Raw genomic sequence first — 13,223 nt, forward strand, 5'->3', positions numbered from 1 at the left:
AACCTTTGCTACTTTGTGTCTTTATTAAAATATAATTTTAATAAATTAGAAGCAGCTGCAAAAGGTGATATTTCATCGTTTTGCACTGCTTTTTTGTTTTGTTCGAGTTGCGAAATGATGTCAGGCTGATTGTAGAAATTTAATTTTAATTGTTCGTTTATGGTTTCCATCATCCAGAAATGATTTTGGTCTTTTCGTTTTTCAGGAAAGAAACCGGATTCATTAGTTTGCTCAAAATAGTTGGAGATAGTATCCCAGATTTCTGAAATGCCTTCTTTGGTGATGGCGCTGCAAGTTGTAACTTTTGGCTGCCAGTTTGATTTTTTTGGAGGAAATAAATGCAAAGCACGGTTGAATTCCAGTTTTGCCTGATTTGCTTTTTTGATATTATCACCATCAGCTTTGTTGATGACGATAGCATCGGCCATTTCCATGATACCACGTTTAATACCTTGTAATTCATCGCCGGCACCTGAAATTTTTAATAATAGAAAGAAATCTACCATGCTATGTACAGCAGTTTCGCTTTGCCCGACACCAACTGTTTCGATAATAATAGTATCAAAACCTGCCGCTTCGCATAAAATAATAGATTCACGTGTTTTACGGGCTACACCGCCCAAAGTATCTCCAGAAGCACTTGGTCTGATAAAGGCATTTTCATCCTTTACAAGCTCTTCCATACGGGTTTTATCGCCTAGAATACTTCCGTGCGAAAGCGAGCTGCTCGGGTCAACAGCCAGTACTGCAACTTTTTTGCCTAACTGAGTCAGGAAACTTCCAAAAGCTTCAATAAAAGTACTTTTTCCAACACCGGGAACTCCCGTGATTCCTATTCGGATAGATTTGTTGGCATGAGGCAAACATCCATTAATAACTTCGTTTGCTTTTGCAGCATGTTCAGGATTGGTGCTTTCGACCAAAGTGATGGCGCGGCTAAGTGATGCGATGTTTTGGTTTAAAATTCCGTCAATCAATTCACCAGAAGAAGGCTGTTGTCTTCTATTCTTTTTAATTTGATGGATAGCAGCAACATTCGTGATTTCAGGAGATGAAATTCCGGCCTTTTCTTGTAAGCTGCTGGATTGTTTTTTTGAACTTGACAAAGTATTGTTTTTGGTATTGTAAAAGTACAGAAAACAAAAACAGTTTCAAAAAAGGATTTTCTTTGAAACTGTTTTATTAATAGAACACGAATTTCACTAATTTTCACGAATGTTTTTTTATTAAATTACGTTCTGTTTGTCATCCTGACGAAGGAAGGATCTTCGCGAGAAACTCTATAATCAAAATCTGCAATCTTTGTCGAGCTACTTACGGAGATCCTTCCTTCGTAAGGATGACAAACAGTACTTATTGTGAGTGTTTTAATATATAATTCGTGAAAATTCGTGAAATTAGTGTTTTAATACCCCGCAGTAAAACGTACCTGATGGTGTTTTGGAGTTTCTGCTTCATCTGCAATAACAACTGCTAAGTCTTCTACAGAAAGAATACTTCTTTGTTCGTCATTAAAAACTGGATTTTCTAAACCTAAACGGTATTTTCCTGTTCTTCCTGTTGTAATTCCAGCATGCATTTCGAAAGCCGGACTAAAAAATGCCCAATCCAAATCTTTTTCTTCCTTAATAACGTTGAGGTAATCTCTTGCAGCAGATGCCGCTGCATGATATTCTTTAGGGAAATCAGGAGTGTCAACTGCTTGTACACCTGGTGCTACGAATAAACTTCCGCCACCTCCAATAGTAATAAAACGTTTTACACCAGATTTTTTTGCAGCTTCCTGAATTGATTTTGATCCTTTGCTAAAATCATCAGTATAGTTAGGATTCGTCCAACCCGGATTATAAGCATTAATGATCACATCATTTCCTTTAAGGATTTCTGCCAAAGCATCAACATTAAAAACATCAGCTTTAACCCATTTAACATTTTTGGTATCGTTTGGAGTTCTTGCAATAGCAGTAATGTCATGATTTCTGTTTGCTAATTCGTTTAAAATGGCTGATCCAACAAATCCTGTTGCTCCAATAAGTGCGATTTTCATAATATATAAATTTTAATTAGTAATAAAAATTGTTACAGTTTTGATTAAAAAAATACTTTTAGAATTGATTAGAAAAATCTTCCAATGAGATACCTTCTAATTGTAAACCAACTTTTTGATTCATATCAGCATACAGAGAACTTAAATTCTCATTGATTTTTTTCCCCACCGGACAATCCGGATTAGGCTGATTTTTTGCATAACCTAAATTAATGGTTTCAAAAGTCATTTCAAATATTTCTTTTAATGTAATTTTCGAAGGATCTACAGACAGTTTTGTTCCGCCATTTTTACCTTCTTTACTTTCTACAATATGATTAGCTTTCAGATTTGCAATTTCCTTTCGAACCAAAACAGGGTTCAAATTGATACTTCCTGCAATAAATTCAGATGACAAATAATCATTAGGGAATTTAGTGAGCAAAGTAAGAATGTGAATCGTTATGGCAAATTTACCTGAAATCATACTGTAATAAAATATGTTACAAATGTAATTAGATTGATAGTAATAAAAAAAGATTTTAACGAAAAATTAAAATTCGCCAACAATTTATAAATCCTTATTTTTGTGATTACTCAACCATATGAACAATTTTATACTTATATTTTTCTTTCTTGCACTAGGTTTGGTCTTGCAGCATATAAAGCAATTTCCAACTCATATTTATAAGGTTTTAAATAAGATTGTAATTTATATATGTTTACCGGCGATTACCTTATATCATATTCCCAAAATAAAATGGAGTAACGAATTGTTATTCCCAATAGCCTCAGGCTGGATTAGTTTTATGCTGGCTTTTGTATTTTTTCATTTTTTAGGAAAAAGAAAAGGCTGGTCTAATAAACTCATTGGATGTTTGATTCTGACAGCGGGATTAAGTAATTCATCCTTTCTCGGCTATCCTATTATCGAAGCTTTGTTTGGTAAAAAAGGACTGGAAACCGCGATTCTTGTCGATCAGCCGGGAACTTTTGTAGTGGTTTCAACTTTAGGTGTTTTCGTGGCGGCTTTTTATTCAAAAGGAAGTCCGGACGCTTTTAGTATTTTCAAAAAAATAATCTTTTTTCCTCCCTTTATCACTTTTGTAGTAGCTTGTTTAATGAATGTCTTTCAATATGATTTAGATTTAAATCTTCAGACTGCTTTATTAAAAATAGGAAGTTTGGTAACTCCTCTTGCTTTACTTTCGGTAGGACTGCAACTTACTTTTGATCGAAAAAGTCAGCATTGGCGATTTCTTAGACTCGGACTTTTCTTTAGGCTTATTGTAACGCCTTCTGTCATTTTCGTCTTATATGTCGTTGTTTTCAACCAACATTCTGAAGCCATAAAAATAACCATTATGGAAATGGCAATGGCACCCATGATTACAGGCGCAATTTTAGCTTCGACCTATGGTTTAAAACCAAAATTAAGCAGTATGATGATTGGTTTTGGAATCCCAATTTCCTTCGTAACCCTTGCTATTTGGTACTTTGTGGTAAGTTTTATTTAGTTTGAATCCTTAACTAGATAGGAAAAATAGAATTTTAACTTTTTTTTAAAAAATCCGTGTTTTCCTTATGCCTTTTTTGACTAATTTTAGATGAACTAAAAAAATATAATTATGTCAACATTAAGATTAGGAGATATTGCTCCAGATTTTCATGCAGAAACAACCGAAGGACCAATCAATTTTCATCAATGGTTAGGAGATTCCTGGGGAGTTTTATTTTCGCATCCTGCAGATTTTACCCCTGTGTGTACGACTGAATTAGGGACAGTTGCCAATTATGTTCCTGAATTTAAAAAGAGAAATACTAAAGTAATCGCTTTGAGTGTTGATGGTTTAGAGTCTCACAAAGAATGGATCAAAGACATCAACGAAACACAAAATACAACCGTTAATTTCCCTATCATTGCCGACGAAGATAAAAAAATAGCGACTCTATATGATATGCTGCATCCTAATGCAAGTGAGAAATTTACGGTACGTTCAGTTTTTGTTATTGGCCCGGATAAAAAGATAAAGTTAACCTTGACTTATCCAGCTTCAACAGGAAGAAATTTTGATGAATTATTGCGTGTTATCGATAGTTTGCAACTTACGGCAGATTACAGCGTAGCAACCCCGGCAAACTGGAAAGACGGACAAGACGTTGTAATTACGCCTGCTGTTCCGGATAGTGATATTCCGGCAAAATTCCCAAAAGGGCATACAGCTATCAAACCTTATTTGCGCCTAACACCGCAACCGAATAAATAAGTTTCTATGTTGCTGAGAGGCTAAGTTTCTAAGATTTAAAAGTTTTATATAAAAAAAAAAAAAAAACTCAGCATCTTAGAAACTTAGCCTCTTAGTAACTTTACCTACAATTCTACATGAACGCTTTTCTTCATCAGTTCGTTCATTCGTTTTTTATCTCCAACGACCCAGATGATATCATTTTTTTCTAAAGTCAAATGCGATTCAGGGTTCAAAATTCGGTTACCGTTTCTTTCAATTCCCACCACAAGTCCACCAGTTTTTTCTCTAAACTGACCAATTCTTTTTTGTATAAAATCATCATTCGAAATTTCTAACTGGCGCAGCACAATATCAGATTCCTGCGAGTTGTTAGCAGCTTCAACCTCATTCTGTAAATATTTGGTAAATTCTGAAATTTGCTCATCCGTACCAATAACACAAATCTCGTCGCCCGGAAACAAACGTTCATTTTTAGTCGGAATAGGAATAGTGATTTCACCACGGCGAATAAAAGCAATATTGATTCCCATATTCTCACGAATACGCAATTCTTCCAGGGTTTTACCGGCAAGATTAGATTCTTTACCAATATCAAAGATTGACATGTGACCATCCCAGGGCATTAAATTGGCATATCGTCTGTCTATTTTTTTGTTTTCGCGATCGTTTAGATTCTTTAAAAAGTGAGTTTCAATTTTATGATACTGCTCGTTTAATTTTTTCGGAAACAATTGATAGGCTCCAATGGCAATGATCAGGGCAACAAAAGCAACCAAAGGCGAGAAGAAGATATTCAATAAAAATCCAACGAAAAATAAACCAAGGCTCATTCTAATTAAAATTAGCATCAAAAGCGCGCCACGATATTTTCGTTCTTCCCAAAGTTCTTCCACTTCAGCAACTTTTACACGTCGCAACGAAAGAGCCCATAAAAACGGAGCTATTATGACCAGTGTAATTAATGCTGCCAAAGTATTTCCAAAACGTGTATCAGCTACTAAAGGTGCTACAAATTTAGCCGACAATAATATAATAGCCGTAATAATTATAGTGTGTAAAATGATTTGAGTGATCGAGGCACGAAGTACAATTTGCCAGGTACTAACCGATTTTATAGCTTGTGCATTGACACTATAACGGTTGATATTTTTAATCCATTTTTTAGGAAGTTTCTGTTCCAGATATCCTGAAAAAGGATCAGAATATTTAATTAAAAACGGAGTGGTAAAAGTCGTAATGGCAGACACAGCAACAATTATTGGGTACAAAAAGTCACTTGTTACCTTAAGCGTCATACCAAGAGTTGCGATAATAAAGGAGAATTCACCAATTTGAGCCAAACTCATACCCGTTTGCACTGATTGTTTAAGGGGCTGACCTGATAACAAAGCCCCGATAGAAGAACTAAATGCTTTCCCAAAAATAGTCAGCAGCGTGATAAGCGCAACCGGAAGCATATATGTTACCAAAGTTTCCGGATTGATTAACATTCCGACAGATACAAAGAAAACCGCACCAAATAAATCCTTTACCGGCTGAATCAAATGTTCGATTTTTTCTGCCTGAGTAGTTTCGGCAATAATAGAACCCATGATAAAAGCCCCAAGAGCAGGCGAGAAGCCCACATTGGCCGCAAACATGACCATCATTAAACAAAGTGCCAGTGAAATAATCAGCAGCATTTCATCGGTCAAAAGATGTTTTGCCTTTTTAAGAATGGTCGGAATAATAAAAATTCCGCCCAAAAACCATATAATCAAAAAGAATATTAATTTTAAAACAGATTGTAATAACGCACCGCCCGAAACCTGATCGCTAACCGCAATTGTCGATAATAAAACCAACATTAAAATCGCAACAATATCCTCGACAATTAAGGCACCAAATACAATTCCGGCAAACTTTTTTCCTTTAACGCCCAACTCATCAAACGCCCGAATAATAATAGTAGTAGATGAAATCGAAAGTGTCGCACCAAGAAAAATACTATCCATTTTGCCCCAGCCCATCCATTGCCCAACACAATAACCAATGAGCGTCATAAATAAAATCTGAGTAATTGCGGTTATCGAGGAAGTTCCGCCAACTTTCATCAGCTTCTTAAAACTAAATTCGAGCCCCAGACTAAATAATAAAAAGATTACCCCAATTTCTGCCCAAACCTCCACACTTTTCATATCTGTTATCGATGGGAAAAAGTCAAAGTGGTTTCCAGCCAAAAATCCGGCAATTAGATATCCTAATACCAGCGGCTGTTTCATTTTTTTAAATATCAAAACAGCAATTCCGGCGGTCATCAGGATTAATCCCAAGTCGCTTATAAGGGGTTGTAAGTGGTGTGTAGTTTCTGCTGCGGCGCTTAAGGCAATCATAAAGTGGTATTTTATATTAAGGAGCTCATCCAGCTTTCCATTTCAAGCTTTTACTCAAAACGCCTATTTTTTAAGCAGTTCCAGGAGCTTCCGTTGGTCGCTCTGTACCTGCAAAAAAATAGGGCTTTTTTCGCAAAAGACTTTTCATTTCAAATGACATTCACTGAACTCCTATGAAAATAAAAGTTAAGTGAAGTAATCTGGGCTAAAATCCCGGTATTAAATAAAAAAAAGCTATCTCGATAAAGATAGCTTTTTTTGAGAAAATATTTTTAGTTTTCTTTAAATTCCTACGTAATTACTAGGAGTTATTGCCATTAATTCAGCTCTGACAGCATCAGAAACTTCCAATGTTGCAATAAAATTATGAATCGCTTTTTTATCAATAGCTTCATTCGTTCTGGTCAAACCTTTCAAAGCTTCATATGGGTTTGGATAAGCCTCACGACGTAAAATTGTCTGAATAGCTTCAGCCACAACAGCCCAGTTTTTCTCTAAGTCCTCAGCAAATTTACCTTCATTCAAAAGTAATTTGTTTAAACCTTTTAGAGAAGCTTCAAAAGCAATGATTGTATGGCCAATTGGTACACCAATATTACGTAAAACAGTACTATCTGTTAAATCACGTTGTAATCTTGAAACCGGTAATTTAGCTGCTAAATGCTCAAAAACAGCATTGGCGATTCCTAAGTTTCCTTCAGAGTTTTCAAAATCAATAGGGTTTACTTTATGTGGCATTGCCGAAGATCCAATTTCTCCCGCTTTGATTTTTTGTTTAAAATAATCCATCGATACATACGTCCAGATATCACGATCTAAATCGATCACAATTGTATTGATTCTTTTTAAAGCATCAAAAAACGCAGCAAAATGATCGTAATGCTCAATTTGAGTAGTTGGAAAAGAGTGGTGTAAACCAAGATCAGTTTCAACAAATTTATTACCAAATTGTTTCCAGTCGATTTGTGGGTAAGCAACGTGATGCGCATTGTAGTTTCCTGTTGCTCCACCAAATTTAGCCGCAAACGGAATATTAAATAACAAACGCATTTGCTCTTCAAGACGTTCTACAAATACCAAAATCTCTTTACCCAAACGAGTAGGAGAAGCCGGTTGTCCGTGGGTACGCGCCAACATCGGAATATCCTTCCATTCTACGCTTAATTCTTTCAATTTAGAAATTAAAGAAATTAATGATGGCATATAAACCTGCTCAAACGCATCTTTTGTAGAAAGCGGAATCGCAGTATTATTGATATCCTGAGAAGTTAAACCAAAGTGAATGAACTCTTTGTATTGAGATAAGCCTAGTTTTTCAAAAGCATCTTTGATAAAGTATTCAACCGCTTTTACGTCGTGGTTGGTTACTTTCTCTGTTTCTTTTATCCAAAGAGCATCTTCTGTAGAGAAATTTTTGTAAATGTCGCGTAAGCTGTCAAATAAATTTGGGTTTACACCTGCAAGTTGTGGCAAAGGAACTTCGCACAAAGCAATAAAATATTCAATTTCAACTAATACGCGGTATTTTATCAGAGCTTCTTCAGAGAAAAATGGAGCTAATGAAAGGGTTTTACTTCTATATCGTCCGTCAATTGGTGATATAGCATTCAATTCGTTTAAAGTAGTCATTGTTATGTTGTTTTTCGAAAGGCACAAATATAAGCTATTGTTAAAACTTCTGAAAATTACCGAAGAGTTATTATAGCAGAAACTAATAATTAAATTATGGTTTTAAAAATTTTATCCCAAAAGGTAAAATAGAAACCAAAATTATGAGATTCATTTTTATGATGATTTGCATGAAATTTTGTTGTCGAGATCCATTTTGTAAAAAGACTTTTATACCAGAATTCCGGAAAAATATCCGTTTTTAAATGCCCAAATATCCCGTATAAAAGATTTAAAACCAGATAAATTATAATGCTGATAAAATTAAACTCAAATATAGTAATAGAAAACAGCCATATAATACCAAACCCAAAAGTTTCTACAGGATGAAGTACAAATAAGCTGTAAACACTTGTTTCAACATGCGTATGGTGAAGCTGATGAATAGGATAAAACCATTTTAACTGATGTACCAGATAATGAAAAACAAACATAAAAAAGTCCATTATAAAAATCAGCAGCAAAGTATCCGATAGTATCGATACAAGTGAGGTTGAAAAATCTATTTTCAGAATCTCATAATAATACAATTCATATCCCAATAGCGTTATTAAGGTATTACAAATAAGAGTCGACAAAATCCATTTTCGATCTGTTTTACTAAGTCTTGTATTCTCATACTCAATTATTTTTCCCAGCATTATCGAAAGAAACAGCAGAACTGCATTTTCTGCCAGAAAGAAAATAGAGAGCGTAAATAAATTGAACTGAGATAATTGCTGCAGCCAGCTTTCGAATATCATGATATGTTTTCTATTTCAAATAATCGTTCTCTTAATTCCGAAACACCTTCTGAGGCGACTTTGGCGATAACTTCTACTTTATTCTGAATATTCGGGATCGCAATTGGTTTAGGATCAATATAAAAAACGGGCGTAATACTATAAGTATATGAAATCAATCCCGCTGCCGGATAAACTTGTAATGAAGTACCAATTACGGCAAAATAATCAGCAGTTTCTGTAATTTCGATAGCTTCTTCCAGAGCCGGAACATCTTCGCCAAACCAAACAATATGTGGTCGAAGCTGATGTCCGTTTTCGTCCAGATCTCCTGTATATAAGTCGTCTGGCCAATCGAGAATTAAATAACGGTTTTGAGTACTTCGTACTTTTAGTAATTCTCCGTGCAAATGCAAGACTTTGGTACTTCCGGCGCGTTCGTGTAAATCATCTACATTCTGCGTAATAATATGTACATCAAAATCCTGCTCTAATTCGGCTAAAATTTTGTGACCTAAATTAGGTTTCACTTCTTTAAGCTGCTGGCGTCTTTTATTGTAAAAGTCCAAAACCAATTCCTGATTTTTTCTCCAGCCTTCAGGAGTTGCCACTTCCATTACATCATGTCCTTCCCATAAACCATCGCTTTCGCGAAAAGTTTTAATACCGCTTTCAGCACTTATACCGGCTCCGGTTAAAACAACTAATTTCTTTTTCATCTTATTCAATTGAAGGATAAAAATAGTGATTTATGGGAATAAAAAAGTTAAAGTATATATTTTGTGCCGTTAGGCACCAAATATTGGTAGAAATAAGAATGGGAATAGATTTAGCGTGCCGCAGGTAGACAATAGCAATCGTTTTTGTTGCGTACCACGGTACGCTAAAGAATAGCAGAATCTAATGACTACCAGCATTGTGTACCTAAAGGCACATTTTGGATTTTTATTTTTTGCAGCTAATAAAAGCGTAATTATACTTATTGTAAGAGTCTTACAGAATGTTTATTTTTAATGAGTTACAAATCAAACCAAAATTTCAATGATTTTAATTCAGTTTACAGGATTATCAGGATCAGGTAAAACCACATTGGCTCAAAATGTCCGGCATTTGTTAGTGGATAAAAGTTATAAGGTCGAAATCGTTGATGGAGATGTTTATCGCAAAACCATTTGCAGTGATTTAGGATTTTCCAGAGAAGACAGGTGCGAAAATATCAGGCGTTTGTTTCAGGTGGGACAAAACTTTGTTAGAGAAGATACAATCGTTTTAATGTCGGTGATTAATCCTTATGAAAATCTGCGTAACGAGTTAAGAACCTATGAGTTTGTCAGAACGGTATATTTAGATTGTTCGATAAATAATCTCATTAAACGAGATCCAAAAGGATTGTATCAAAAAGCTTTGCTGCCGGACAACGACCGTAATAAAATCAGCAATTTTACCGGAATAAGCGATGTTTTTGAAATTCCATCCAATGCAGATTTAGTGTTGAAAACAGATGTAGAAGCCGAGAGTATTTCGACAAATAAGCTCTATAATTTTATCATTAATAATTTATCTGAATATTGAATAACTTTATCCTTTAGTATATGAATCCTTCTTCGAGTCAACTTCCCATTTCTTTTTCGATAGATAAATTACAAGAAGATCTTGTGATATGCGAAAATGATTTATGGACACCGCATTTTAATACCAATCGCTACGAGGGAAAATGGACAAGCGTTTCCCTAAGGTCGCAATCGGGTTTGATAAATGACATTACATCTTTTCCAAACAAAGAATATAAAAACACCAATTTACTGGAGCGCTGCCATTATTTTAGAGAAATTATGGATTGGTTTCAATGCGAAAAAGAAGCTGTCAGATTACTTCGATTAGATCCTCAAAGCGAAATTAAGGAGCATGTAGATAATGACACCTCTTATGAAGATGGTTTTTTTAGAATTCACATACCTATTATAACCAATGATAATGTCTTTTTTTATGTAGATAAAAAGCGTGTTCCTATGAAAATGGGGGAGTGCTGGTATGCCAATTTTCAGCTTCGGCATAGTGTAGAAAACAAAAGTGCTGAACCTCGCATTCATTTTACACTGGACTGTATAAGAAACGACTGGTCTGATCAATTGTTTACTAACATGGGTTTTGATATGAATGAACCGCCAAAAGAGAATCAATATTCTGACGAAATGAAACAGCTAATTATTGATGAACTTTCCCGAAATCCGTCAGAAGCCGGGGCCAAAATTATTGCCGATTTACAATCAAAATAAAATTATCAAATGGAAAATCAAAATCATCCTCTTTCAAATTGGATTCCCTATAAGTTAATAGAAAAAGACAACGAGATTTATTTCGAATGGATTTATTTGGCAGATATAAAATATGCCGATCCGTTTTTTGATGAAAGTATAGCAAAGTGTAGAAGTCATGCTTTTAATTCGAAACCATTTAAAGTAGTAAGTACAGTAGAGAATCTTATAGATTGGTCTAATGAATTAATTTCCGCAGAATTAAAATCACTGGTTTTTCATGTGTCAAGATGTGGTTCTACGATGTTGAGTCAGTCTTTGGCGAGTTCTTCAAAAAATATAATGGTTTCTGAAGCGCCAATTATCGATCAAATTTTAAGAAGTGATCTTTTTAGTGACGATAAAAAAACGTCGCTATTAAAATCAGTAATAAAATTACTCGGCCAAAAAAGATATCCTGAACAAAAGCATTTAATTATAAAACTCGATGCCTGGCATATTTTTAAGGCGTCGTATTTAAGATCAATTTATCCTGAAATTCCTTTCGCATTACTTTATAGAAACCCAACAGAGGTTTTAAAATCGCATCAGAAATTGAAGGGAATGCATATGGTTCCTAATCTATTGCCTTCGATTGTTTTTGGAATTTCTGCTAAAGAAATCAGTGAAAATACTTTGGAGCAATATGGAGGTTTAGTTCTCGAGAAATATTTTCAGGGATTTCTTGATTTTTATAAAAGAGATACAAACGTTGTAATGCTTAATTATAATGATGGAATGAAAGCAGTTCTGGAGAAATTTATCCCATTTATAAAAGTTGATTATGCTAATGATGAATTAGAAAAAATGTATGATCGTTTAAAAAGACATTCTAAAAATGAAAATGCCGTTTTTACAGGAGATGAGTTTAAAGAAGAAACTTTGCAAATCGATTTTTCGAAACTCAACATTTTGCATGAAAAACTGAATAATAGTTTAGTTGCCTATTAAGACAGTTGAAAATGGAGGTGAAATTTCTTTCTGTTTTAATTATGGTGTATTTTTGCGGGAAACACGAATATAATGATTGATTTAGATTACCTCGCTTTCCTTGAAAATATACTGACTGATAACCGCAAAGAAAAATTCTTAAAAGTACTCGGAAATCGTACAAAGCATTTTACAGTTGTTGTAGAAGATGTTTTTCAGATGCACAATACAAGTGCTGTTATGCGCAGTTGCGAAGTTTTTGGAATTCAGGAACTCAATGTTATCGAGCAGCGTTACGGAAAAAAGATCGATAAAGAAATTGCCATGGGTGCCCAAAAATGGGTAGACATCAACCAGTTCGATTCGGTTACCAATTGTATTTCGACTTTAAAAGATCAGGGATATCAAATTATTGCCACAACGCCTCATGAAAATGACTGTTTGTTGGAAGATTTTGATATTACAAAACCAAGTGCCTTATTTTTCGGAACAGAAAGAGATGGATTATCCGAGGAAATTCTAGAAAAAGCCGATGGTTTTCTTAAAATCCCAATGGTTGGTTTTACAGAGAGTTTAAACATTTCTGTTTCTGCAGCCATCATCATTCAGAACCTAACCAACAGATTACAAAAATCAGATATCAACTGGCATTTATCCGAAGAAGAAATTCTGGAGAAACGTTTGGCCTGGGCTAAAAATTCGATTAAAGATATTAAACGAATTGAGGCGCGTTATTTTGAAGAGAATCCGAGATAAAGTTACTAAGAGGCTAAGATTCTAAGTTGCTGAGAAAAAAACTTGTACCAGACAAGCTGATAATAATTATAAATTTAATATCGCAATCCCGATATCGGGAGCTAAGTCGCAAAGTTTTATTTTGTTTCACGCAGATTTTTAAAAAAAATAAGCAGGATTATTATAATTTAGTAAAAAATAAATCTGCCTAAATCTGCAGAATCTGC

At 34.6% G+C, this 13,223-nt stretch carries 13 protein-coding genes; 6 read left to right on the forward strand and 7 right to left on the reverse strand.

The window, feature by feature from the left end; genetic code table 11:
- Positions 1 to 8: 8 nt before the first annotated feature.
- The 3 genes from meaB to GIY83_RS00225 all read right to left on the reverse strand — a co-directional run bounded on the left by meaB (position 9) and on the right by GIY83_RS00225 (position 2,513).
- The gene (meaB, locus tag GIY83_RS00215) at positions 9 to 1,106 is read right to left on the reverse strand and encodes a methylmalonyl Co-A mutase-associated GTPase MeaB (protein WP_194617590.1); all 1,098 of its coding nucleotides are present in this window, start codon (positions 1,104 to 1,106) and stop codon (positions 9 to 11) included.
- A gap of 299 nt (positions 1,107 to 1,405) precedes the next feature.
- Positions 1,406 to 2,047: an NAD(P)-dependent oxidoreductase gene (locus tag GIY83_RS00220; RefSeq protein WP_194617591.1), complete on the reverse strand. Its 642-nt coding sequence runs from the start codon at positions 2,045 to 2,047 to the stop codon at positions 1,406 to 1,408.
- Between the two features lie 58 nt (positions 2,048 to 2,105).
- Positions 2,106 to 2,513: an Rrf2 family transcriptional regulator gene (locus GIY83_RS00225; protein WP_194617592.1), complete on the reverse strand. Its 408-nt coding sequence runs from the start codon at positions 2,511 to 2,513 to the stop codon at positions 2,106 to 2,108.
- Positions 2,514 to 2,631: 118 nt separating this feature from the next.
- On the opposite strand from GIY83_RS00225, the gene GIY83_RS00230 reads away from it, so the two are divergent.
- Together GIY83_RS00230 and GIY83_RS00235 are read left to right on the forward strand one after the other, a co-directional pair.
- Positions 2,632 to 3,543, forward strand: coding sequence for an AEC family transporter (locus GIY83_RS00230; protein ID WP_194617593.1), 912 nt, complete (start codon positions 2,632 to 2,634; stop codon positions 3,541 to 3,543).
- 111 nt (positions 3,544 to 3,654) lie between these two features.
- Positions 3,655 to 4,293 carry a peroxiredoxin gene (locus GIY83_RS00235; RefSeq protein WP_194617594.1) on the forward strand — a complete coding sequence of 213 codons (639 nt, stop codon included), beginning with the start codon at positions 3,655 to 3,657 and terminating at the stop codon, positions 4,291 to 4,293.
- A gap of 104 nt (positions 4,294 to 4,397) precedes the next feature.
- On the opposite strand, the gene GIY83_RS00240 is transcribed toward GIY83_RS00235, so the two are convergent.
- From GIY83_RS00240 to GIY83_RS00255, 4 genes are all read right to left on the reverse strand, one after another.
- Positions 4,398 to 6,647, reverse strand: a complete 2,250-nt coding sequence (locus GIY83_RS00240) for a cation:proton antiporter (RefSeq protein ID WP_208684021.1) — start codon at positions 6,645 to 6,647, stop codon at positions 4,398 to 4,400.
- Positions 6,648 to 6,929: 282 nt separating this feature from the next.
- Positions 6,930 to 8,276 (reverse strand): adenylosuccinate lyase, encoded by a 1,347-nt coding sequence (purB, locus tag GIY83_RS00245; protein WP_208684023.1) that lies wholly within the window; start codon positions 8,274 to 8,276, stop codon positions 6,930 to 6,932.
- An 89-nt stretch (positions 8,277 to 8,365) separates the two neighbouring features.
- Entirely contained in the window at positions 8,366 to 9,058 is a 693-nt protein-coding gene (locus GIY83_RS00250) for a sterol desaturase family protein (RefSeq protein WP_208684025.1), read from the reverse strand.
- Positions 9,055 to 9,756, reverse strand: coding sequence for an NAD-dependent deacylase (locus GIY83_RS00255; RefSeq protein WP_208684027.1), 702 nt, complete (start codon positions 9,754 to 9,756; stop codon positions 9,055 to 9,057). The genes GIY83_RS00250 and GIY83_RS00255 overlap by 4 nt, the downstream gene beginning before the upstream one ends.
- A gap of 322 nt (positions 9,757 to 10,078) precedes the next feature.
- Between GIY83_RS00255 and cysC the strand changes: the two genes are divergently transcribed.
- The 4 genes from cysC to GIY83_RS00275 all read left to right on the forward strand — a co-directional run bounded on the left by cysC (position 10,079) and on the right by GIY83_RS00275 (position 13,017).
- Positions 10,079 to 10,609 carry an adenylyl-sulfate kinase gene (gene cysC, locus GIY83_RS00260; RefSeq protein ID WP_208684029.1) on the forward strand — a complete coding sequence of 177 codons (531 nt, stop codon included), beginning with the start codon at positions 10,079 to 10,081 and terminating at the stop codon, positions 10,607 to 10,609.
- 20 nt (positions 10,610 to 10,629) lie between these two features.
- Positions 10,630 to 11,313, forward strand: a complete 684-nt coding sequence (locus GIY83_RS00265) for an aspartyl/asparaginyl beta-hydroxylase domain-containing protein (RefSeq protein ID WP_208684031.1) — start codon at positions 10,630 to 10,632, stop codon at positions 11,311 to 11,313.
- 9 nt (positions 11,314 to 11,322) lie between these two features.
- Entirely contained in the window at positions 11,323 to 12,282 is a 960-nt protein-coding gene (locus GIY83_RS00270; RefSeq protein ID WP_194617601.1) for a sulfotransferase family protein, read from the forward strand.
- A gap of 72 nt (positions 12,283 to 12,354) precedes the next feature.
- Positions 12,355 to 13,017: an RNA methyltransferase gene (locus tag GIY83_RS00275; protein ID WP_121320266.1), complete on the forward strand. Its 663-nt coding sequence runs from the start codon at positions 12,355 to 12,357 to the stop codon at positions 13,015 to 13,017.
- The last annotated feature ends 206 nt before the right edge of the window (positions 13,018 to 13,223 follow it).

It is taken from the genome of Flavobacterium sp. SLB02 (assembly GCF_009664855.1).
Lineage (GTDB): Bacteria > Bacteroidota > Bacteroidia > Flavobacteriales > Flavobacteriaceae > Flavobacterium.

Excerpts from the sequence above, each read along its gene's own strand:
- GIY83_RS00230 (WP_194617593.1), top strand. The coding sequence starts at position 2,632 with ATGAACAATTTTATACTTATATTTTTCTTTCTTGCACTAGGTTTGGTC.
- cysC (WP_208684029.1), top strand. The coding sequence starts at position 10,079 with ATGATTTTAATTCAGTTTACAGGATTATCAGGATCAGGTAAAACCACA.
- purB (WP_208684023.1), bottom strand. The coding sequence starts at position 8,276 with ATGACTACTTTAAACGAATTGAATGCTATATCACCAATTGACGGACGA.
- GIY83_RS00235 (WP_194617594.1), top strand. The coding sequence starts at position 3,655 with ATGTCAACATTAAGATTAGGAGATATTGCTCCAGATTTTCATGCAGAA.
- GIY83_RS00265 (WP_208684031.1), top strand. The coding sequence starts at position 10,630 with ATGAATCCTTCTTCGAGTCAACTTCCCATTTCTTTTTCGATAGATAAA.
- GIY83_RS00250 (WP_208684025.1), bottom strand. The coding sequence starts at position 9,058 with ATGATATTCGAAAGCTGGCTGCAGCAATTATCTCAGTTCAATTTATTT.
- GIY83_RS00255 (WP_208684027.1), bottom strand. The coding sequence starts at position 9,756 with ATGAAAAAGAAATTAGTTGTTTTAACCGGAGCCGGTATAAGTGCTGAA.
- GIY83_RS00220 (WP_194617591.1), bottom strand. The coding sequence starts at position 2,047 with ATGAAAATCGCACTTATTGGAGCAACAGGATTTGTTGGATCAGCCATT.
- GIY83_RS00275 (WP_121320266.1), top strand. The coding sequence starts at position 12,355 with ATGATTGATTTAGATTACCTCGCTTTCCTTGAAAATATACTGACTGAT.
- GIY83_RS00225 (WP_194617592.1), bottom strand. The coding sequence starts at position 2,513 with ATGATTTCAGGTAAATTTGCCATAACGATTCACATTCTTACTTTGCTC.
- GIY83_RS00240 (WP_208684021.1), bottom strand. The coding sequence starts at position 6,647 with ATGATTGCCTTAAGCGCCGCAGCAGAAACTACACACCACTTACAACCC.
- GIY83_RS00270 (WP_194617601.1), top strand. The coding sequence starts at position 11,323 with ATGGAAAATCAAAATCATCCTCTTTCAAATTGGATTCCCTATAAGTTA.